Source organism: Streptomyces sp. NPDC031466, assembly GCF_055581265.1.
Genome location: NZ_JBVIJT010000011.1, coordinates 99,476 through 119,094 on the forward strand (window position 1 = coordinate 99,476; position 19,619 = coordinate 119,094).

Annotated in this window: 21 protein-coding genes; 13 read left to right on the forward strand and 8 right to left on the reverse strand. The window is 70.9% G+C overall.

Going from position 1 to position 19,619, the window contains the following annotated elements:
• Nucleotides 1-93: 93 nt before the first annotated feature.
• The 12 genes from ACZ5GP_RS26865 to ACZ5GP_RS26920 all read left to right on the forward strand — a co-directional run bounded on the left by ACZ5GP_RS26865 (nucleotide 94) and on the right by ACZ5GP_RS26920 (nucleotide 10,994).
• Nucleotides 94-1,791: a nitrite/sulfite reductase gene (locus tag ACZ5GP_RS26865; protein ID WP_468753252.1), complete on the forward strand. Its 1,698-nt coding sequence runs from the start codon at nucleotides 94-96 to the stop codon at nucleotides 1,789-1,791.
• Nucleotides 1,788-1,967 carry a hypothetical protein gene (locus tag ACZ5GP_RS26870; RefSeq protein ID WP_358583515.1) on the forward strand — a complete coding sequence of 60 codons (180 nt, stop codon included), beginning with the start codon at nucleotides 1,788-1,790 and terminating at the stop codon, nucleotides 1,965-1,967. Before ACZ5GP_RS26865 ends, ACZ5GP_RS26870 begins: the two co-directional genes overlap by 4 nt.
• Complete coding sequence (locus ACZ5GP_RS26875; RefSeq protein ID WP_468753253.1) at nucleotides 1,964-2,674, forward strand: phosphoadenylyl-sulfate reductase; 711 nt, start codon at nucleotides 1,964-1,966, stop codon at nucleotides 2,672-2,674. Before ACZ5GP_RS26870 ends, ACZ5GP_RS26875 begins: the two co-directional genes overlap by 4 nt.
• Nucleotides 2,671-3,240 (forward strand): adenylyl-sulfate kinase, encoded by a 570-nt coding sequence (gene cysC / locus ACZ5GP_RS26880; protein WP_468753254.1) that lies wholly within the window; start codon nucleotides 2,671-2,673, stop codon nucleotides 3,238-3,240. The genes ACZ5GP_RS26875 and cysC overlap by 4 nt, the downstream gene beginning before the upstream one ends.
• The gene (cysD, locus tag ACZ5GP_RS26885) at nucleotides 3,237-4,175 is read left to right on the forward strand and encodes a sulfate adenylyltransferase subunit CysD (protein ID WP_468753255.1); all 939 of its coding nucleotides are present in this window, start codon (nucleotides 3,237-3,239) and stop codon (nucleotides 4,173-4,175) included. Before cysC ends, cysD begins: the two co-directional genes overlap by 4 nt.
• Before the next feature lie 2 nt (nucleotides 4,176-4,177).
• On the forward strand, nucleotides 4,178-5,530 hold the full coding sequence (locus ACZ5GP_RS26890; protein WP_468753256.1) for a sulfate adenylyltransferase subunit 1: 1,353 nt from the start codon (nucleotides 4,178-4,180) through the stop codon (nucleotides 5,528-5,530).
• Between the two features lie 237 nt (nucleotides 5,531-5,767).
• The gene (locus ACZ5GP_RS26895; protein WP_468753257.1) at nucleotides 5,768-6,874 is read left to right on the forward strand and encodes an aliphatic sulfonate ABC transporter substrate-binding protein; all 1,107 of its coding nucleotides are present in this window, start codon (nucleotides 5,768-5,770) and stop codon (nucleotides 6,872-6,874) included.
• A gap of 36 nt (nucleotides 6,875-6,910) precedes the next feature.
• A complete protein-coding gene (locus tag ACZ5GP_RS26900) occupies nucleotides 6,911-7,702 on the forward strand; it encodes an ABC transporter ATP-binding protein (RefSeq protein WP_468753258.1) in 792 nt (263 codons plus the stop codon).
• Nucleotides 7,689-8,690: an ABC transporter permease gene (locus tag ACZ5GP_RS26905; protein ID WP_468753259.1), complete on the forward strand. Its 1,002-nt coding sequence runs from the start codon at nucleotides 7,689-7,691 to the stop codon at nucleotides 8,688-8,690. Before ACZ5GP_RS26900 ends, ACZ5GP_RS26905 begins: the two co-directional genes overlap by 14 nt.
• A gap of 6 nt (nucleotides 8,691-8,696) precedes the next feature.
• Nucleotides 8,697-9,488: a sirohydrochlorin chelatase gene (locus tag ACZ5GP_RS26910; RefSeq protein ID WP_468753260.1), complete on the forward strand. Its 792-nt coding sequence runs from the start codon at nucleotides 8,697-8,699 to the stop codon at nucleotides 9,486-9,488.
• A gap of 11 nt (nucleotides 9,489-9,499) precedes the next feature.
• On the forward strand, nucleotides 9,500-10,357 hold the full coding sequence (locus tag ACZ5GP_RS26915; protein ID WP_468753261.1) for an SCO6745 family protein: 858 nt from the start codon (nucleotides 9,500-9,502) through the stop codon (nucleotides 10,355-10,357).
• A 115-nt stretch (nucleotides 10,358-10,472) separates the two neighbouring features.
• Nucleotides 10,473-10,994, forward strand: a complete 522-nt coding sequence (locus ACZ5GP_RS26920) for a GNAT family N-acetyltransferase (protein ID WP_468753262.1) — start codon at nucleotides 10,473-10,475, stop codon at nucleotides 10,992-10,994.
• On the opposite strand, the gene ACZ5GP_RS26925 is transcribed toward ACZ5GP_RS26920, so the two are convergent.
• From ACZ5GP_RS26925 to ACZ5GP_RS26945, 5 genes are all read right to left on the reverse strand, one after another.
• A complete protein-coding gene (locus ACZ5GP_RS26925) occupies nucleotides 10,963-11,319 on the reverse strand; it encodes a nuclear transport factor 2 family protein (protein ID WP_468753426.1) in 357 nt (118 codons plus the stop codon). The two genes, ACZ5GP_RS26920 and ACZ5GP_RS26925, sit on opposite strands and share 32 nt — an antisense overlap.
• A gap of 25 nt (nucleotides 11,320-11,344) precedes the next feature.
• Complete coding sequence (locus ACZ5GP_RS26930) at nucleotides 11,345-11,896, reverse strand: DUF1697 domain-containing protein (RefSeq protein WP_468753263.1); 552 nt, start codon at nucleotides 11,894-11,896, stop codon at nucleotides 11,345-11,347.
• Between the two features lie 85 nt (nucleotides 11,897-11,981).
• A complete protein-coding gene (locus ACZ5GP_RS26935) occupies nucleotides 11,982-13,190 on the reverse strand; it encodes a S8 family peptidase (RefSeq protein WP_468753264.1) in 1,209 nt (402 codons plus the stop codon).
• 355 nt (nucleotides 13,191-13,545) lie between these two features.
• Nucleotides 13,546-14,544 carry a CDP-alcohol phosphatidyltransferase family protein gene (locus ACZ5GP_RS26940; RefSeq protein ID WP_468753265.1) on the reverse strand — a complete coding sequence of 333 codons (999 nt, stop codon included), beginning with the start codon at nucleotides 14,542-14,544 and terminating at the stop codon, nucleotides 13,546-13,548.
• Nucleotides 14,545-14,744: 200 nt separating this feature from the next.
• A complete protein-coding gene (locus ACZ5GP_RS26945; RefSeq protein WP_468753427.1) occupies nucleotides 14,745-15,167 on the reverse strand; it encodes a MarR family winged helix-turn-helix transcriptional regulator in 423 nt (140 codons plus the stop codon).
• Between the two features lie 143 nt (nucleotides 15,168-15,310).
• Between ACZ5GP_RS26945 and ACZ5GP_RS26950 the strand changes: the two genes are divergently transcribed.
• Entirely contained in the window at nucleotides 15,311-16,363 is a 1,053-nt protein-coding gene (locus ACZ5GP_RS26950) for an ABC-2 transporter permease (RefSeq protein WP_468753266.1), read from the forward strand.
• 100 nt (nucleotides 16,364-16,463) lie between these two features.
• Here ACZ5GP_RS26950 and ACZ5GP_RS26955 read toward each other — a convergent pair whose 3' ends face one another.
• From ACZ5GP_RS26955 to ACZ5GP_RS26965, 3 genes are read right to left on the reverse strand one after another with little or no spacing between them, the layout of a single operon-like run.
• On the reverse strand, nucleotides 16,464-17,759 hold the full coding sequence (locus tag ACZ5GP_RS26955) for an ABC transporter substrate-binding protein (protein WP_468753267.1): 1,296 nt from the start codon (nucleotides 17,757-17,759) through the stop codon (nucleotides 16,464-16,466).
• Nucleotides 17,759-18,595: a carbohydrate ABC transporter permease gene (locus ACZ5GP_RS26960; protein ID WP_468753268.1), complete on the reverse strand. Its 837-nt coding sequence runs from the start codon at nucleotides 18,593-18,595 to the stop codon at nucleotides 17,759-17,761. Before ACZ5GP_RS26960 ends, ACZ5GP_RS26955 begins: the two co-directional genes overlap by 1 nt.
• Entirely contained in the window at nucleotides 18,592-19,515 is a 924-nt protein-coding gene (locus ACZ5GP_RS26965; RefSeq protein ID WP_468753269.1) for a carbohydrate ABC transporter permease, read from the reverse strand. The genes ACZ5GP_RS26960 and ACZ5GP_RS26965 overlap by 4 nt, the downstream gene beginning before the upstream one ends.
• Between the last annotated feature and the right edge of the window lie 104 nt (nucleotides 19,516-19,619).

Consider the following 19,619-nt stretch of genomic DNA (forward strand, 5'->3'; position numbering starts at 1 on the left):
CCTCCCTGCGCAGCGCCGCGCGCACATTTCCGCATGTGCCCATACCCGCAGGTCAGAGAGACGTTTCTCCGCTGCCCCGAAGGACGTACACCCATGCCCGCCACGCCAGAGAAGCCCGCCCCAGCCACGCCCCGCCGCAAGGCGAGCCGTCACCGCGGCGAGGGCCAGTGGGCCGTGGGCCACTTCACGCCCCTCAACGGCAACGAGCAGTTCAAGAAGGACGACGACGGTCTCAATGTGCGGACACGTATTGAGACGATCTACTCCAAGCGGGGCTTCGACTCCATCGACCCCAACGACCTGCGCGGGCGCATGCGCTGGTGGGGCCTCTACACCCAGCGCAAGCCCGGGATCGACGGCGGCAAGACCGCGGTCCTGGCGCCGGAGGAGCTGGACGACGAGTACTTCATGCTGCGGGTGCGCATCGACGGCGGCCGGCTGACCACCGAGCAGCTGCGCGTCATCGGGGAGATCTCCGAGGAGTTCGCGCGCGGGACCGCCGACCTCACCGACCGGCAGAACATCCAGTACCACTGGATCCGCATCGAGGACGTCCCCGAGATCTGGCGGCGGCTCGAAGCCGTCGGGCTGTCCACCACCGAGGCCTGCGGCGACACCCCCCGCGTCATCCTCGGCTCACCGGTGGCCGGGGTCGCCGAGAACGAGATCATCGACGGCTCCCCCGCCATCGACGAGATCCAGCGCCGCTTCATCGGCAACCCCGAGTTCTCCAACCTGCCGCGCAAGTTCAAGACGGCGATCTCCGGCTCCCCGCAGCTGGACGTCGCCCACGAGATCAACGACGTCGCCTTCGTCGGCGTGCACCACCCCGAACACGGCCCCGGCTTCGACCTGTGGGTCGGCGGCGGCCTGTCCACCAACCCCAAGCTGGGCGTGCGCCTCGGCGCCTGGGTGGCGCTGGCGGACGTACCGGACGTGTACGGCGGCGTCATCGGCATCTTCCGTGACTACGGCTACCGCCGGCTGCGCAACCGCGCCCGCCTGAAGTTCCTCGTCGCCGACTGGGGCCCGGAGAAGTTCCGCCAGGTCCTGGAGGACGAGTACCTGGGGCGCAGGCTCACCGACGGGCCCGCGCCCGAGCAGCCCGCCGGCACCTGGCGCGACCACCTCGGCGTGCACCGGCAGAAGGACGGCCGCTTCTACGTCGGCTTCGCACCGCGCGTCGGCCGCGTGGACGGCGCCACCCTCACCAAGATCGCCGAGGTCGCCGAGGCCCACGGCTCGGGGCGCCTGCGCACCACCGCCGAGCAGAAGATGATCGTGCTGGACGTGGCGCGGGAGGACGTCGACTCGCTCGTCTCCGCCCTGGAGGCGCTCGACCTCAAGGTCAACGCCTCGCCGTTCCGGCGCGGCACGATGGCCTGCACCGGCATCGAGTTCTGCAAGCTCGCCATCGTCGAGACCAAGGCCCGCGGCGCCTCACTCATCGACGAACTGGAGCGCCGCATCCCGCAGTTCGACGAGCCGATCACCATCAACATCAACGGCTGCCCGAACGCCTGCGCCCGCATCCAGGTCGCCGACATCGGCCTCAAGGGCCAGCTCGTCCTCGACGAGGCCGGCGACCAGGTCGAGGGCTACCAGGTGCACCTCGGCGGCGCGCTCGGCCTCGACGCCGGCTTCGGCCGCAAGGTGCGCGGCCTGAAGGTCACCGCCGACGAACTGCCCGACTACATCGAGCGGGTCCTCAAGCGCTTCCAGGAGGAGCGCGCCGAGGGCGAGCGGTTCGCCACCTGGACCGCCCGCGCCTCCGAGGAGGCCCTGCAGTGAGTGAGCGAGCCGCCCCCTTCCACTGCCCCTACTGCGGCGACGAGGACCTGCGACCGAACGAGACCGGGCACGGCGCCTGGGAATGCGCCGCGTGCAACCGGGCCTTCCAGCTGAAGTTCCTCGGGCTGCTCGCCCGGGGGGTTCGGCACACCGACGGCGGAGGGGATCAGATATGACGTCCACTCAAGCAGTGCGTACGAACGACGAGTTGAAGACGCTGGCCGAGCGGGCCGGGCGCGACCTGGAGGACGCGTCCGCCCTGGAGATCCTGCGCTGGGCCGCCGACACGTTCGGCGGCGCGTTCTGCGTGACCTCCTCCATGGAGGACGCGGTCGTCGCCCATCTCGCCTCGCGGGCCATGCCCGGCGTGGACGTCGTCTTCCTCGACACCGGCTACCACTTCCCGGAGACCATCGGCACCCGCGACGCCGTCGAGGCCGTGCTGGACGTCAACGTCATCACCCTCACGCCCCGCCAAAGCGTGGCCGAGCAGGACGCCGAGTACGGCCCGAAGTTGCACGACCGCGACCCCGACCTGTGCTGCAAGCTGCGCAAGGTGCAGCCCCTGGAGGACGGCCTCAAGGGGTACGCCGCGTGGGCCACGGGCCTGCGCCGCGACGAGTCGCCGACCCGGGCGAACACCCCGGTCGTCGGCTGGGACGAGAAGCGGCAGAAGGTCAAGGTCTCGCCGATCGCCCGCTGGACGCAGGACGACGTCGACGCCTATGTGGCCGAGCAGGGCGTTCTCACCAACCCGCTTCTGATGGACGGCTACGGCTCCGTGGGCTGCGCGCCCTGCACCCGCCGCCTCCTGGAGGGCGAGGACGCGCGCGCCGGCCGCTGGTCCGGCAACACCAAGACCGAGTGCGGGATCCACGGATGACCGCGGCACGACGAGCAGTTCAGGAGTCCCACGTGAGCGGAGCCACTGTCTGGCTCACCGGCCTGCCCAGCGCGGGCAAGACCACCATCGCGCATGAACTGGCGGGCCGGCTGCGCGCGGAGGGCCGGCGGGTGGAGGTGCTCGACGGGGACGAGATCCGCGAGTTCCTCTCGGCGGGCCTCGGCTTCAGCAGAGAGGACCGGCACACCAATGTGCAGCGCATCGGCTTCGTCGCCCAGCTCCTCGCGCGCAACGGCGTGTTGGTGCTTGTCCCGGTGATCGCGCCGTTCGCGGACAGCCGTGCGGCGGTCCGCGGGCGCCACCAGGCGGCGGGCACCGCCTATCTGGAGGTGCATGTCGCCACGCCGGTGGAGGTGTGCTCCGTACGCGATGTGAAGGGCCTGTACGCCCGGCAGGCGGCGGGCGAGATCTCGGGGCTGACGGGGGTCGACGACCCTTATGAGGCGCCCGAGTCGCCGGATCTGCGGATCGAGTCGCAGGACCAGACGGTGCGGGAGTCGGCCACGGCCCTGTACACGCTGCTCACCGAAAGGGGTCTGGCATGACCACTGTTGCCACCGCGACCGGCGAGGGCACCCGCAGCCCCTACGCCCTGAGCCACCTGGACGCGCTGGAGTCCGAGGCGGTGCACATCTTCCGCGAGGTGGCGGGCGAGTTCGAGCGGCCGGTGATCCTCTTCTCCGGCGGCAAGGACTCCATCGTCATGCTGCACCTGGCGCTGAAGGCGTTCGCCCCCGCCCCCGTGCCCTTCTCGCTGCTGCACGTGGACACGGGCCACAATTTTCCCGAGGTCCTCGACTACCGCGACCGGGCGGTGGCCCGGCACGGGCTGCGGCTGCACGTGGCGTCCGTGCAGGAGTACATCGACGCCGGAAAGCTGCGCGAGCGCCCCGACGGCACGCGCAACCCGCTGCAGACGGTGCCGCTCACCGAGAAGATCCAGAGCGAGAGGTTCGACGCGGTCTTCGGCGGCGGCCGCCGGGACGAGGAGAAGGCGCGCGCCAAGGAGCGGGTGTTCTCGCTGCGGGACGAGTTCTCGCAGTGGGATCCGCGCCGGCAGCGCCCCGAGCTGTGGCAGCTCTACAACGGCCGCCACGCGCCCGGCGAGCACGTGCGCGTCTTCCCGCTGTCCAACTGGACCGAGCTGGACGTGTGGCAGTACATCGCGCGGGAGGGCATCGAGCTGCCGCAGATCTACTTCGCCCACGAACGGGAGGTCTTCAAGCGGGCGGGGATGTGGCTGACCGCCGGCGAGTGGGGCGGCCCCAAGGGCGAGGAGCGGGTGGAGAAGCGGCTCATCCGCTACCGCACGGTGGGCGACATGTCCTGCACCGGCGCCGTCGACTCCGACGCCACGACGCTGGACGCCGTCATCGCCGAGATCGCCGCCTCCCGGCTGACCGAGCGCGGGGCGACCCGGGCCGACGACAAGATGTCCGAGGCCGCGATGGAAGACCGCAAGCGCGAGGGGTACTTCTAACCATGAGCAACACCACCACCGCCGACGCCCAGTTGGGTGACCTGACGGCCACCACGCTGCTGCGGTTCGCCACCGCCGGGTCCGTCGACGACGGCAAGTCCACCCTGGTGGGCCGGCTCCTGCACGACTCCAAGTCGGTCCTGACCGACCAGTTGGAGGCCGTCGAGCGCGTCTCGGCCAGCCGGGGCGCCGACACGCCGGACCTCGCGCTGCTCACCGACGGGCTGCGCGCCGAGCGCGAGCAGGGCATCACCATCGACGTGGCCTACCGTTACTTCGCCACCGCCCGGCGCCGGTTCATCCTGGCCGACACCCCCGGCCACGTGCAGTACACGCGGAACATGGTCACCGGCGCCTCCACCGCCGACCTCGCCGTCGTGCTGGTCGACGCCCGCAACGGCGTCATCGAGCAGACCCGCCGCCACGCCGCGGTCGCCGCGCTGCTGCGCGTCCCGCACGTCGTCCTGGCCGTGAACAAGATGGACCTGGTCGCCTACGACGAGACGGTCTTCGCGAAGATCGCCGAGGAGTTCACCGCCTACGCGGGCGAGTTGGGGGTTCCGGAGATCACCGCGATCCCGATCTCCGCCCTCGCCGGGGACAACGTCGTCGAGCCCTCGTCCCACATGGACTGGTACGGCGGCCCCACCGTCCTGGAACACCTGGAGACGGTCCCGGTCAGCCACGACCTCACCTCGTGCCACGCCCGGCTTCCCGTGCAGTACGTGATCCGCCCGCAGAGCGCCGAGCACCCCGACTACCGCGGCTACGCGGGCCAGATCGCGGCCGGCACGTTCCGCGTCGGCGAGTCCGTCACGGTCCTCCCCTCGGGCCGTACCTCGAAGATCGCCGGGATCGACCTCCTGGGCAAGGCGGTGGACGTGGCGTGGACGCCGCAGTCCATCACCCTGCTCCTGGAGGACGACATCGACATCTCGCGCGGCGACCTGATCGTGCCCAGCGGCGACACCCCGCCGACCTCGCAGGACATCGAGGCGACGGTCTGCCATGTCGCCGACACACCGCTGAGCGTCGGCCAGCGGGTGCTGCTCAAGCACACCACCCGCACGGTCAAGGCGATCGTCAAGGAGATCCCCTCGCGGCTGACCCTGGACGACCTGTCCCAGCACCCCGAGCCCGGACAGCTCGTCGCCAACGACATCGGGCGCGTGAAGGTCCGCACCGCCGAGCCGCTGGCGCTCGACGCGTACGCGGACTCGCGGCGCACCGGATCGTTCCTGCTCATCGACCCGGCCGACGGCACGACGCTCGCGGCGGGCATGGCGGGCGAGGCGTTCGCCACGCCGGCGGACGACGGCGCCGCCCCGGCCGACGACGAGGACTGGGACTTCTGACATGCCCCCACTCGACATGTTCTCCACCTTCGCGAAGGAGGGCGGCCGCATCGGCAGCGGCGCCCTCGGCAGCGGGCAGGGCGGGGTGGCGCGATGTGCGCGATGACGTACGCGCACCGCTCGCGCGCCCACGGCCGCCCCGTCCCCCGGGCCGCCTCTGTACGACGACGAAGACCTGCCGACCTCCCGGCCACGACCTGACGGCGTGCGCCCGGGCCGACGAGAGGAACACCTCCCGTGCCTGCTGCACCACGTACCACCCTCACCGCCCTGCTGGCGCTCCCCCTGCTGGCCCTGTCCCTCGGCGCCTGCGGCTATGGCTCCGGGGCGAGCGAGGAGGACGGCAAGACGAAGATCGCCGCGGGCGCGAAGAAGATCGACGGCCTGGACAGCGTGAAGATCGGCTACTTCCCGAACCTCACGCACGCCACCGCCCTGGTCGGCAACCGCGAGGGCCTGTTCCAGAAGGAACTGGGCGGCACGGAGGCGAAGTACTCGCAGTTCAACGCCGGTCCCTCGGAGATCGAGGCGCTGAACGCGGGCTCCATCGACATCGGCTGGATCGGCCCCTCCCCCGCCATCAACGGCTACACCAAGTCCGCCGGCAAGAATCTGCGCATCATCGGCGGTTCGGCCTCGGGCGGCGTGAAGCTCGTGGTGGACCCCAAGAAGATCAAGTCCCTGGCCGACGTCAAGGGCAAGAAGATCGCGACACCGCAGCTCGGCAACACCCAGGACGTGGCCTTCCTCAACTGGATCGCGGAGCGGGGCTGGAAGGTCGACGCGCAGAGCGGCAAGGGTGACGTGTCGGTGATCCGCACCGACAACAAGATCACGCCGGATGCCTACAAGTCCGGCTCCATCGACGGCGCCTGGGTGCCCGAGCCGACCGCCTCCAAGCTGGTCGCCGAGGGCGGCAAGGTCCTCCTCGACGAGGCCGACCTGTGGCCGGACAAGAAGTTCGTGATCACGAACATCATCGTGAAGCAGAGCTTCCTGGAGGAGCACCCGAAGGTCGTCGAGGCCGTCCTGCGCGGTTCCGTGAAGACCAACGCCTGGATCGGCGAGAACCCGGACAAGGCCAAGGCCGCGGCGAACGCCCAGCTCAAGGCGGACTCCGGGAAGGCGCTGCCCGCCGAGGTGCTCGACCCCGCGTGGAAGTCCATCAGCACGACCGACGACCCGCTGGCCGCCACCCTGGACGCCGAGGCCGAGCACGCGGTCAGGGCCGGCCTCCTGGAGAAGCCCGACCTCAAGGGCATCTACGACCTCCGGCCGCTGAACAAGGTCCTCCGGGCCGCGGGCGGGTCCCCGGTCGACGACGCCGGTCTCGGCGTCAAGTAGCCCCGGAAATATTCCCGTTCCCAGGAGGTGACGACCATGGCGACCACCCTCGCCAAGGCCGCGGAGGACATCCGCACCGAGACAACGCACGCCGCCCGGATCGCGCACGTATCGAAGTCCTTCGCCGGTCCCGCCGGGACCCAGCTCGTCCTCGACGACATCACGCTCGATGTCGCGCCCGGCGAGTTCGTCACCCTCCTGGGCGCCTCCGGCTGCGGCAAGTCGACGCTGCTGAACCTGGTCGCCGGGCTCGACAAGCCGTCGGCCGGGGCCATCACGACCGACGGACGGCCCGCCCTGATGTTCCAGGAGCACGCGCTGTTCCCGTGGCTGACGGCGGGCAAGAACATCGAACTGGCCCTGAAGCTGCGCGGCGTGGCGAAGGCCGAGCGCCGCCCGAGGGCCGAGGAACTGCTCGAACTGGTGCGGCTGCACGGCGCGTACGGCAAGCGGGTGCACGAGCTGTCCGGCGGCATGCGCCAGCGGGTGGCGCTGGCCCGCGCACTCGCCCAGGACAGCAGGCTGCTCCTGATGGACGAGCCGTTCGCGGCGCTGGACGCGATCACCCGGGACGTGCTGCACGACGAGCTGACCCGCATCTGGCGCGAGACGAACGTCTCCGTCCTGTTCGTCACGCACAACGTCCGCGAGGCCGTGCGCCTCGCCCAGCGCGTGGTGCTCCTCTCGTCGCGTCCGGGCCGGGTGGCGCACGAGTGGCGGGTCGACATCCCGCACCCGCGCCGCATCGAGGACTCCGCCGTGGCGGAACTGTCCGTCGAGATCACCGAGAAACTGCGTGGGGAGATCCGCCGCCATGGCCAGCACTGAGACGACCGGTCCGGTCACCGGGACGACCGGTCCGGGTTCCGGGACGACCGGTCCGGGTTCCGGGACGACCGGTCCGGGTTCCGGGACGACCGGCGCCCGCAAGGAGTCCGACGGGCCCGGTGACGGCCAGGACCTCGCCGGCCTGGAGGCGGGCCTCGACGCGCTGGAGACCAGCGCGGGACCCGGCCGCACGCCGCTGCGCCAGGTCCTGACGCAGAAGGTGCTGCCGCCGCTCACCGCGGTGCTGCTCGTCCTGCTGGTCTGGCAGGCGCTGGTGTCCTTCGAGGTCGTCGACGACCCGAGCAAGCTGCCCTCGCCGTCCGCGGTCTGGGACGAGGTGCGCGCGGCCTGGGTGCAGGGCACGCTGCTCGACTACATCTGGACGTCCGTCTCACGCGGCCTGCTCGGCTTCCTGCTCGCCCTCGCGATCGGCACGCCGCTCGGTCTGGTCGTCGCCCGGGTGCGGTTCATCAGGGCCGCGATCGGCCCCATCCTCTCCGGACTCCAGTCGCTGCCCTCGGTGGCGTGGGTACCGCCCGCGGTGCTGTGGCTGGGCCTGGAGAACAAGATGATGTACGCGGTGATCCTGCTCGGCGCCGTGCCGTCCATCGCCAACGGCCTGGTGTCCGGCGTCGACCAGGTGCCGCCGCTGTTCCTGCGCGCGGGCCGCACGCTCGGCGCGAGCGGCTTGCGCCACACCTGGCACATCGTGCTCCCGGCGGCGCTGCCCGGCTATCTGGCGGGGCTCAAGCAGGGCTGGGCGTTCTCCTGGCGCTCCCTGATGGCCGCCGAGATCATCGCGTCCTCGCCCGAACTGGGCGTGGGCCTCGGCCAGCTCCTGGAGAACGGCCGCAACGCCAGCTCCATGCCCATGATCTTCCTGGCCATCTTCCTCATCCTCATCGTCGGCATCGCCATCGACCTGCTCATCTTCAGCCCGCTGGAGCGGCGTGTGCTGCGCGGCCGCGGCCTCCTCGTGAGGAGCTGACCCGCCATGCGCCGACCCGCCCCGCCCGCGCACCGTCCCGTGCTCCTCGTCATCGCCCACGGCAGCCGCGACCCGCGGCACGCCGCAAGCGTGCGCGCGCTGGTGCGGCAGGTGCGCTCGCTGCGCCCGGGGCTGCGGGTGGAAACCGCCTTCCTGGACTTCAACGCCCCCTCTGTCTCCGGGACGTTGGAGCAGCTCGCGGCCGAGGGCGTACGGGACGTGGTGGCGCTGCCGCTGCTCCTGACGCGGGCGTTCCACGCGAAGGCGGACATCCCCGCGGTGCTGCGCGAGGCCCCCGCGGCCCTGCGCGTCCGCCGGGCGCCGGTCCTCGGCCCTTCCCCGCTCCTCCTGCACGCCTTGGAGCAGCGGCTGCACGAGGCGGGGCTCGACCCCGCCGACAGGTCCTCGACCGGGGTCGTACTGGCCTCGGCGGGGTCATCGGATCCGGAGGCGATCGCAGTGATCGCTGAAATCGCGCGGGAGTGGCGGCTCACCGGTTGGTGTGCCGTGCGGCCTGCGTTCGCCTCCGCTTCCTCGCCACGCACCCGGGACGCCGTACGCGCACTGCGTGCCGTGCCCGGCGTACGTCAGGTGGCGGTCGCCCCCTACGTCCTCGCGCCCGGTTTCCTGCCGGATCGCATCGCGCGGGACGCCGTCGAGGCCGGCGCCGACATCCTGGCGGACGTCCTCGGGCCCGCGCCGTCGGTGGCGCGGCTGCTGCTGCGGCGCCACGACGAGACGTACGCGCCGGACACCTGCCCTGTTGCTCCTCTGGCGCGGACCCCCGCTCTGGCCTAGCTTGTGGGTTCATGACCCCGAGCCGTTCCCGCACGCTGTGGCTGCGGACCGAACCCCTGCACGCGGTGATCTACTTCGAGGAGCGCTGCCGAGGACTCGGCCGTGCGGTGGGCCTCAAGGGCTTCTGGATGGGGTATTTCGCCGCCCGCACCGCGCCGATGGGGCGCGTGGGCCCGGGCGTCGCCTCGGCGGCACTCGGTGTCTTCGCGCCGGGCATGGTGGCCCGCGCCCTGCCGTCCGCCTGGGAGTACGCCTCACCGGACCGGGTCGTCGAGGAGCGGGCCCGCCTCGCGGCCCGCGCCCTGCGTCAACTGGTCCCGGACATCGCCATCTTGACGACGTCGTCCAACCCGCCGCTGACCGCCGTGGTGGAGGACGCCCCTCCCCTGGCCCGTCCGCTGTTCGCCGCCAACCGCGACCTGGTGGGCCGCACCGACCCGGTCGAGCGCCTGTGGCAACTGACCACGTGCGTCCGCGAGTTCCGGGGCGACGCCCACATCTCGGTGCTCGCCGACCACGGCCTGGACGCCCGCGAGGCCCTCGCCCTGGCCGCCGTGACCGGCAGGGTGGACGCGGCCCGCATCCGGCAGGACCGCGGCTGGAGCGAGGAGGAGTGGGAGACGGCCATGGACCGGCTGCGCTGCCGGGGCCTGATCGACACGGCGGGCCGGGTCACCGAACGGGGGCTCACGGAACGCGAGTTGATCGAGGACGACACGGACCGCCTCGCGGACCGCCTGCTGCGCCCGCTGTCCGCCCCGGCCGCGGACGCCCTCCTCGCCGCCCTGCACCCGGCGGCCCGCGCCATCCAGAACTCGGGCCTGCTGCCCTACCCGAACCCGATCGGACTGCCGCGTACGGTCGGATGAGCGGCGTATCGCCGGGCGCGGAGGCCCAGGGCCGCCCGAGGGGGGCGCACAGCCGGTCGAAGAGAGGGCGCAAAGTGCTTGCTCCGCCTGCCCCCGCCCCCATACCGTCTCGCGGATGACACCCGAGCTGCGGTCCGATCGACTCTCCCTGACGCCCTACGTCGCCTCCGACGAGGCGCACTTCGTCGCACTGTTCCAGGACGAGGCCGTGGGGCGGTGGTTCGGCGAGGGGGTGCAGAGCGCGGCGGAGGACCGGGCCCTGTTCGGCCGCATATTCAGCCTCGTCTACGCGGAGGAACGCTTCCCCGTGTGGGCGGTCCGGCACGAGGGCCGCTATGTCGGGCACGCCGAGATCAAGCCCTCGCCGGAGACCTGGCTGGACGGCCACGAGATCGTCTACGGCCTGACCAGGGAGAGCTGGGGCCTCGGTCTCGGCACGGAGCTGGCGCGACTGCTGACCTCGTACGGGCACGAGAGCCTGGGGCTCGCCGAGGTGCACGCCACGGTGGACTCGGAGAACACCGCCTCCCTCTCCGTCCTCAAACGTCTCGGCTACACCCAGGGCCGGGAGGTCCCGGAGGAGGACGGCAGGACCACCCTGCTGCTCACCTCCCGGATTTCGGACCCGGGTCGGTGAACAGCGTGCCCTGATGGAACCAGAGCCGCCAGCCGCCGCCCGTGCGGCGCCACAGTGAACTGCGGTGCGCGCGGCGGCCGTTGTCGTCCGTGTCGTAGGTGAGATGCACCAGGTCGTCCGCGAGCTGGACGCCGCGCATGCGGGAGACGGTGGTGGCGGGGCGGCCGGCGGGTGCGGACCCGTCCATGAGGACCTCCACGATGGTCTCCCGGTCCCAGCGCGTGCCGGAGGCCCCGAACTCCGTGAACTCCGGGTGCAGCAGCGCCCCGAACAGCTCCGGTGACGTCCGCACCTCGGGATCGAGGAGGCGCAGCTCGCCCTCCATGGCGGCCTCGACGGCGGGGGTCGGCTCAGGCACGGGTCAGCTCCACCAGTCGGGCGACGGTGTTCCAGTTGCGGGTGGTGGCGATCAGGCCCTTGTTCAGGGCGGGCCGCGACAGCTGCTCGCCGAGCTTGGAGCGGCCGAGGCCGTCGGGCGCGTACAGGTACAGGGCGCGGTCGCCGAGCCGGAATTCCTCGGGCAGGAAGGCGGCCTGGTCGATGGCCGAGAAACGCGCCGGGTCGACCGGCGCGGAGAAGTAGGTGACGTGGAGCTGCTTGGCCTCCAGCTCGGCCGCGGGGAAGGGACAGGCGTCCGCCACCGCCCGCAGATACGCCCCGTCGCGGACCAGGACGTCGACGGCGAAGCCGAAGTGCTCCTCGATGGCCGTCCGCAACTCGGCCCCGAGCGAGTCCTCGTCGCCCCGCGGCGCGGTGAACACGGCGTTGCCGCTCTGCAGGTACGTCTGCACGTCGCCGTGCCCGAGCCCTTCGAGGAGCGCGCGCAGCCCGGCCATCGGCACCTTCTTGTGACCGCCGACGTTGATGCCGCGCAGCAGCGCCGCGTATGTCCTGATCGCCATGCGCACACGATAGGGCACCCGACGAAGCGGCCGCCGTGCCCCGTGGGGGCGGGCACGGCGGCCGCGGCTCAGTGGACGGCGAGGATCACTCGACGATCTTCAGGAGCTTGTTGGGCGTGCCCTCGCTCGGGTTGGAGATCTTGTCCGGCGTGGCGCCGTCGGTCAGGGCCTTGGCGACGTCCGCGGGCTTGGCGTCCGGGTGGGCGGCGAGGTAGACGGCGGCGGCGCCCACGACGTGCGGGGTCGCCATCGACGTGCCGGAGATGGTGTTGGTGGCGTCGTCACCGGTGTTCCAGGCGGACGTGATGTCCGAGCCCGGGGCGTAGAGGTCCACGGCGGGGCCGAAGTTGGAGAAGTCCGACTGTTCGTCGTCCTTGGTGGAGGAGGCGACCGTGATGGCCTCCTGCACGCGGGACGGGGAGCCCTGGGAGGCGTCGGTCGACTCGTTGCCGGCGGCCACCGCGAAGGTGACGCCCGAGGCGATCGCCTTGCGCACGGCCGCGTCGAGCGCCTCGTCCGCGCCGCCGCCGAGGCTCATGTTGGCGACGGAGGGGCCCTGGTGGTTCTTGGTGACCCAGTCGATGCCCGCGACGACCTGCTCGGTGGTGCCGGAGCCCTGGTCGTCCAGGACGCGGACGGCGACGATCTTCGCCTTCTTGGCGACGCCGTGCGACTGGCCGGCGATGGTGCCGGCGACGTGCGTGCCGTGGCCGTTGCCGTCGTCGGCGTTGTCGTCGTTGTCGACGGCGTCGAAGCCGGAGGTGGCGCGGCCGCCGAAGTCCTTGTGGCTGACGCGGACACCGGTGTCGATGACGTACGCGGTGGCGCCCTCGCCGGCCGCGTCCGGGTAGGTGTACTTGTCGTCGGCCGCGGTGTCCGTCTGGTCGATGCGGTCCAGGCCCCAGGAGGGCGGGTTGTCCTGGGTGGCGTCGATGGTGAACTTCTTCGACTGGACGACCTTGCCGACGGCCGGGTCGGCGGCCAGGCGCTTGGCCTCGGTCTCGCTCAGGCCCTTGGCGGAGAAGCCGTTGATGGCGGAGGAGTAGGTGCGCTTCAGTTCGCCGCCGTACTCCTCGGCGAGCTTCGACTTGGCCGCCTTGTCGGCCTTCTCGTCGAGCATCACGATGTAGCTGCCGGCCACGGCGCCCTTGGCGTCCAGGCCGTACACCCTGCCCTCGGCGGGGGTGGCCGCGCCGGCGAAGGAGGTGGCGAAGACGGTGACACCGACCGCGGTGGCGGCGGTGGTGATCGCGGCGGTGAGCTTCATCGTGCGGGCACGCCTGTGAGTTGCCATGAAGAGGGGTCTCCTCAGTGCTGTGTGGGGGGAATGTGGGGGGTATTCAGCTGTCTGCCCAGGGGTGCGCCGCGGCGGGAAGTTCCTCGGCACGTCCCCGGACGCCCGGAAGATCTCCGGGTGTTGGGACGAAACCCTGACCGATTGACGCGCGCAGATCAATACCTACATGCAGCTGTGACTTGTTCAACAAGGTTTCGTAATAACAAACCGGACCTCTTGCGGTGGAACCTGACATCTCGCGGACCGGCCACGGCAACTTCCGGCCACAGCAGGCATCTTGCGCCCCACACGTAACACCGGGCGGACTGGAGTACCACCAGCCCGCCCGGCGCGAGATGCACTGCGGCCCCGCTCAGACCGCGGCGGCGACCTTCTGCTCCTCGAAGGAGTCGATCGTCCGCGTGAAGTCCCGCGTGGAGAGCAGCAGTTTGTAGATGATGGCCAGTTCGAAGACCAGCAGCAGGGCACCGGAGACGATCGTCGCCGGCATCACCACGTCGAAGAGCGGGCCGATCATGAAGACGCCCATCTGGAACTCGATGCCGCTCACCAGGTGCGCGCGGATGCGGTGGCGCAGCAGGAAGGAGCGGGCCCGCAGATAGGCGGGGAACTTCCGGCGGAACTCCTGGTGCAGGTCGATCACCTGGGGCTTCGGGACGACCGGTGTCGCCTCCCCGTCGGCGCCGACCCCCTCGGCCCCGGCCTCGGGAAGGTCGTAGGCGGCCTCCCCGGCGGCCCGCTGGAGGTCCTGCTCGATGTCCGCCGAGGGATTGTCGCGGAGCAGGTCCTCCATGAAGGCCACCTCCGCCTCGTTCTGCGCGCGCCGCGCGGCCCGCATGCGGGCCTTGATCTGCTTGCGCATGGTGTGGCGGATCTTGAAGATCTCCAGGGAGTTGATGTAACGCAGGGTGTCGAGCGCCACGACGGCGAGCGCCAGCCAGATGTAGCGGGTGTCGCCGGTGCGCTCGTACTGGCCGCCCATCAGGGCGACGCCGCACACCATGACGCGGATCCGGTCGAAGACGAAGTCGAGCCAGGCGCCGAAGACGGAGCCCTGCCCGGTGAGGCGGGCGATCTTGCCGTCCATGCAGTCGAGGATGAAGCTGAAGTGGTAGACGACGGCGCCGAGGGCGAGCCACTTCCAGTCGCCGAACGCGAAGCACGCGGCCGAACCCAGACCGAGGAGGAACGCGCCCCAGGTGATCTGGTTGGGCGTGATCCTCGTGCGCATCGCGGTGAACCGCACGAGCGGGGTGGCGACGGGGTCGACAAGCAACACGGTCCACCACGCGTCGCGCTTCTTCTGAGTGATGCGACGCACCTCGGCGAGGGGCGGTATGTCTCGACGCATGGGGGTCAACTTCCTGGCGTTCGACGAAAGTTCATCTCACGCTAGGGAGTGATTCACCCCAGGAACAAGATGTACGCAGCGCAACCTTTCCCCGGGGGTAACGGTCAACCTTTCGCACTGAGTCCATGGCCATTCCAGGACATTGGGTGTGTTACCAGAGTGTTATCGAATAGAGGGAACGGCTGAACCCTCACAGAGCGTCACTCCAGGGCCCCTCGGTCCACGCCGCCGCCCCCGGTGCCTTCGGCCGCCTCGTTGTACCGCAGCAGATACTCCGCGAACCGCGCCAGGTCCGGCCCGCTCCACTCGGCGAGCCGCTCCTGGAACGCGACCCGGCGCGCGGCGCCGACCTGCGCCAGCACCTCGTGACCGCGCGCGGTGAGGTGCAGTACGTGGACCCGGTGATCGGCCGGGTCGAGTCGCCGCTCGACGAGCCCGGCCTTCTCCAGGGTCCCGACCTGCCGGCTGATCGTCGATTTGTCGAGGGTGTAGTGCGCGGCCAGGTCCGTGGCCCGGCAGCCGCCCTGGTGCTCCAGGTGGCCGAGCAGCGTGAACGAGACGAGCGACAGCTCGGGGTGCATGCGCGCGGCGGTGGCGCGCGCCCGCCGCGCGAACGCCGTCATCTCCCGCTGGATGACCTCGATGGACTCATCCCGCGCCCCCGGCTCGGGCCTGTCTCGATCGGTCACAGTTTTTCCCTCTCCGCGAATGGTTGTAGAGTACAACATTAGAGAGAGTTGCATATACCAACCATCGGGAGTCCCCCATGTCCGCCACCGCGGCAGCCGCCCCTCGAACACGTGACGCCCTGCGCCATGTCCTCCTCCACCTGGTGACGCCCCTGCTGATGTGTCTCGGCATGGGCCTCGCCTACATGGGCGCGTTCGTCACGCCCGAGCCGCACGACATGCCGATCGCCGTCGTCGGCTCGGGCCCGCGGACCGAGGCCCTCGCCCGCACCGTCCAGGACAAGGCGGGCGACGCGCTCGACGTACGCACCTTCGCCGACCGCGAGCAGGCCGTCGACGCGCTCAAGTCCCTGGACATAGCCGGGGCCTACCTCCCGGACGCGAAGGCGCCCGAGCTGATCGTGGCCTCCGCCGGGTCCGACATGAGCGCGCTGGCCGTGCAGAAGATCTTCACGCCGGTCGCGGCGGAGCAGGGCGTCCCGCTGAAGGTCACCGATGTGGCGAAGCCGGTCTCCGACGACCCCACCGGGCAGGGCCTGTTCTTCCTGCTCGTCGCCGTCAGCATCGGCTCCTACGCCTCGGTGGCCGTACTCGGCGCGGCCGGTGCGGCGCTGCGGATGCGGGTCCGCGCCGCTCTCGTCGTGGGCGTCTCCTTCGCGGTCAGCCTGATCGGCGCGGCACTCGCGGGACCGGTCTTCCACCTGGCGCACCAGGGCCTGTGGGGCGTGTGGGCGATGTCGTGGCTGTACTCGGCCGGGGTCCTGTTCATCGGCGTGGGCCTGCACACCTTCCTGAAGCGCTGGACGACGCTGACGATGATGGTGCTCTTCGTGATGCTGAACTTCACGACGTCCGGCGGCCTCTTCCGGCCCGAGCTGCAGAACGGCTTCTTCGGCTCGCTGCACGCGTTCTGGAACGGCGCCGGCTTCGTCGAGGGAATCCGCGGCCACCTGTACTTCGGCGGTCACGACCTCGGCCGGCACGTCGTGACGCTGGCCGCCTGGCTGGTCCTCGGCCTGCTGATGACCGCCGTCGCGGGGCTGTGGGAGCGGCGCCGGCGTCCGGCCCCCGTCGCCGCCGCCCGCGAGGCGGAGCAGGAGGAGGAGATGGAGGAGTCGGTCGCGGTGTGAGCTGCGGCTCGCCCCAGAGCCCGGCAGCCCCAGCAGCCCCGGCAGCCCCGCTACGAGGCTTCGCCCCGCACCCTCCCACCGGCGCCGGGCCGGACGCGGCTCAGCGCTGGTACCGGGCGAGGACCAGGTTGCCGTCCTCGACCAGCCGCTCGCGCAGCTCGGCGAGGTCGATCGCGCCGCTGTAGTACTCCTGGAGGGCCGGGGTGGCGACCTTGTCCTTCCACTCCGGATAGCCCCGCACGGACTGGGCGGGGGCCGAGCGCAGGTGTTCGGCGAGGGCGGTGCCCACCGCCCAGTCGTTCTCCGTCGTGTGCAGCGCGCGGTCCTTCAGCGCCTCCTTGCCGGTCGGCAGCATCCAGTCGCCGCGCGCCAGCCGGACCATGTTCCGCGGCTGGAGGAAGAAGTCGAGGAACGCGGCCGCCTCCTTCTTGTGCGGGCTGTCCTCGGCGACGGACAGGGTCTGCGGGCTGACCCCCTGGGCGAGCCCCTCCGGCCCGGCGGGCGCGGGCAGCACCTGCCAGTCGAAGCCCTCGGGGGCCTGCTGGGCGAGCTGCTGGCGGTAGGAGAACCCGAGCGGGACCATCGCGTACTTCCCGCCGAAGAAGCCGGGCAGGGTGTCGGAGCCGCCCATGCCGAGGGTCGTGGCGGAGGCGCTCTTGTCGCTGTTCACCTGGTCGTGGACCGTGCGCGGCATGATCTCGTCGGCCTTGTCGAAGCGGACCTCGACCTTGCCGTCCCCGCCCCGGTGGAACATCGTGCCGCCGGTCGACAGGGAGAGGTTGAGGGTCGCCGAGACCGGTTCCTTCAGCGGCCAGGCGACACCGTACTTCCCCTCGTCCGCGTCGCCCAGCTCCTTGGTGACGTCCCTGAACTCGGCCCAGCTCCAGGGCTTTTCGGGGGTGGGAACGCGTACGCCCGACTTCTTCAGCCACGTGGCGTTGGCGACCAGGACGCGCGGTTCCTGGAGGAACGGCACGCCGTAGACCTTGCCGCCGAACGTCGTCGTCCGCCAGCTGCGCCGGGGGATGTCGGACTTCAGGCGGTCGGGCAGCAGCTCGCCGAGATCCGCGAGATAGCCGCCGTACGCGAAGTCGGCGAGGTCGTCGGAGGCGTCGTGGATGATGTCCGGTGCCTCGCCGCCCTCGAAGGAGGTGAGCAGCTGGTCGTGGACGCTGTCCCAACTGCCCTGGACGTACTCGACCCGCACCTCGGGATGCGTGGCGTTCCACTCCGCGACGAGGGCCTTGTTGGCGTCGACGGACTCCTTCTGCCAGGCCAGGGACTGGAACCGGAGGGTGATCTTCCCGTCGTCGTCGCCGGAGTCGCCGCCGCACCCGGTGAGCAGCAGGGCGAGGACCGTGGCGGCCGTGGTCAGCATGCGGGGTGCCGTGCGCATCAGGCCTTCACCGCCCCGGCCAGCATGCCGCCCGTGAGCCGCTTCTGGATGATCGCGAAGAGGACGAGCGAGGGCAGGGTCGCGAGGAACGCCGCGGCGGCGAGCGGCCCGAGGTCGGCGACGCCCTCCGCGCCGATGAAGCGGTTGAGGATGACCGGCAGTGTCTGCTTCTCGGGGGTCTTGAGCAGGACGAGCGCGAAGAAGAACTCGTTCCACGCGGTGATGAAGGCGAACATCGCCGTGGCCACGATGCCGGGGGCGAGCAGCGGCGCGACGACGGAGACGAACGTCCGCACCTTGCTCGCGCCGTCCACCGCCGCCGCCTCCTCCAGCTCGGCGGGCACCGCGCGGACGTATCCGACGAGCATCCACAGCGCGAAGGGCAGCGACCACACCACGTACACCATGACCAGGCCGGTCAGCGAGTTGATCAGGTGGAGGTTCTTCAGGACCAGGAAGAGCGGGATGATGATCAGTACGAACGGGAACGCCTGGCTGATCACCACCCAGCCGGTCGCCGCCTTCGCCAGGCGGGTGCGGTGCCTGGCCATGACGTACGCCATCGGCGTGGCGACGACGACGGCGATCAGGGCCGCGCAGAGCGCCGCGAGCAGGGAGTTGCCGGCGGCCCGCAGGAGCGGCTGCTCGTCGAAGGCCTGCCGGAAGTTGTCCAGCGTGGGGTCCTTCGGGATCCAGGTGGGGTGCAGGCTGCCCAGTTCACGGGCGGGTTTGAAGGCCGTGGAGATCAGCCAGAGGAACGGGAAGGCGAGGAAGACCAGATAGGCGGCGAGCGCCGTGTACTGCGCGGCGCGTGCGGACTTCTTGGTGCGCGTCACGTCTCGTCGCCTCCTTTCAGCCGGCCCACGAGGTAGCAGGCGAGGAGCACGGAGATGACGGCGACCATCACGCAGCCCATGGCCGCGGCGTAGCCGAACTGGCCGTAGCGGAAGGCCTCTTCGTAGGCGAAGAGCATGGGCAGGCGCGTGCGGCCGCCGGGGCCGCCCTGGGTCAGGACGTAGACCAGGGCGAAGGAGTTGAAGTTCCAGATGAAGTTGAGCGCGGTGATGGCGAGGGCGACCGGCTTGATGGCGGGCCAGGTGACCGTGCGAAAACGCCGCCAGGCGCCCGCGCCGTCCATCGCGGCGGCCTCGTGCAGCTCGCGCGGCGTGTTCTGGAGCCCGGCGAGCAGGGCGACGGTGGTCTGTGGCATGCCCGCCCAGACGCCGACGACGATCACGGCGAAGAGGGCGGTGGCCGTGCCGGTCAGCCAGTCCTTTCCGTCGCCGAGGCCGAGGTCGGCGAGCGTTTCGTTGAGGATGCCCGCGTCGGGGTGGTAGACGAGGCGCCACATGATGCCGACGACCACCTCGGGCATCGCCCAGGGGATGATCGCGAGCGCCCGCGCCGGCCAGCGGAAGCGCAGATCCTGGTCGAGCAGCAGGGCGAGGCCGAGCGCGAGCAGGAACTGCGGCACGGTGACGCCGGCCGCCCACAGCAGGCCGATCCGGAACGAGTCCCAGAACAGCGTGTCGTGCAGCAGGTCCTGGAAGTTGAGGGCGCCGATCCACCGGGTGGGCTCGGTGCGGCCCGACTGGGAGTCGGTGAAGGCCAACGCGATGCCGTACAGGAGCGGGCCGACGCTCAGGACGAGGATCGGGATCAGCGCGGGCAGCACCAGGAACCACGCGCCGTGGTCCGCGACGGTGCGGTGCGGCGCGCGTGACGCTGACCGCTTCGTCGCGGTCGCCAAGGTCACGGAATCGGCTCCTTCGGGCGGCTCGTACGGTCCGGCCGCCCCGGCGGCCCCCGTCATCGTGCTGATGTGGTCTTGATACGTCAAGGAGCTGCGCGTCCCCCGTA

Excerpts from the sequence above, each read along its gene's own strand:
- ACZ5GP_RS26905 (WP_468753259.1), top strand. The coding sequence starts at position 7,689 with ATGGCCAGCACTGAGACGACCGGTCCGGTCACCGGGACGACCGGTCCG.
- ACZ5GP_RS26950 (WP_468753266.1), top strand. The coding sequence starts at position 15,311 with ATGTCCGCCACCGCGGCAGCCGCCCCTCGAACACGTGACGCCCTGCGC.
- ACZ5GP_RS26935 (WP_468753264.1), bottom strand. The coding sequence starts at position 13,190 with ATGGCAACTCACAGGCGTGCCCGCACGATGAAGCTCACCGCCGCGATC.
- cysD (WP_468753255.1), top strand. The coding sequence starts at position 3,237 with ATGACCACTGTTGCCACCGCGACCGGCGAGGGCACCCGCAGCCCCTAC.
- ACZ5GP_RS26920 (WP_468753262.1), top strand. The coding sequence starts at position 10,473 with ATGACACCCGAGCTGCGGTCCGATCGACTCTCCCTGACGCCCTACGTC.
- cysC (WP_468753254.1), top strand. The coding sequence starts at position 2,671 with ATGACCGCGGCACGACGAGCAGTTCAGGAGTCCCACGTGAGCGGAGCC.
- ACZ5GP_RS26865 (WP_468753252.1), top strand. The coding sequence starts at position 94 with ATGCCCGCCACGCCAGAGAAGCCCGCCCCAGCCACGCCCCGCCGCAAG.
- ACZ5GP_RS26915 (WP_468753261.1), top strand. The coding sequence starts at position 9,500 with ATGACCCCGAGCCGTTCCCGCACGCTGTGGCTGCGGACCGAACCCCTG.
- ACZ5GP_RS26875 (WP_468753253.1), top strand. The coding sequence starts at position 1,964 with ATGACGTCCACTCAAGCAGTGCGTACGAACGACGAGTTGAAGACGCTG.
- ACZ5GP_RS26910 (WP_468753260.1), top strand. The coding sequence starts at position 8,697 with ATGCGCCGACCCGCCCCGCCCGCGCACCGTCCCGTGCTCCTCGTCATC.
- ACZ5GP_RS26945 (WP_468753427.1), bottom strand. The coding sequence starts at position 15,167 with ATGACGGCGTTCGCGCGGCGGGCGCGCGCCACCGCCGCGCGCATGCAC.
- ACZ5GP_RS26955 (WP_468753267.1), bottom strand. The coding sequence starts at position 17,759 with ATGCGCACGGCACCCCGCATGCTGACCACGGCCGCCACGGTCCTCGCC.
- ACZ5GP_RS26940 (WP_468753265.1), bottom strand. The coding sequence starts at position 14,544 with ATGCGTCGAGACATACCGCCCCTCGCCGAGGTGCGTCGCATCACTCAG.
- ACZ5GP_RS26925 (WP_468753426.1), bottom strand. The coding sequence starts at position 11,319 with ATGGAGGGCGAGCTGCGCCTCCTCGATCCCGAGGTGCGGACGTCACCG.
- ACZ5GP_RS26900 (WP_468753258.1), top strand. The coding sequence starts at position 6,911 with ATGGCGACCACCCTCGCCAAGGCCGCGGAGGACATCCGCACCGAGACA.
- ACZ5GP_RS26930 (WP_468753263.1), bottom strand. The coding sequence starts at position 11,896 with ATGGCGATCAGGACATACGCGGCGCTGCTGCGCGGCATCAACGTCGGC.
- ACZ5GP_RS26890 (WP_468753256.1), top strand. The coding sequence starts at position 4,178 with ATGAGCAACACCACCACCGCCGACGCCCAGTTGGGTGACCTGACGGCC.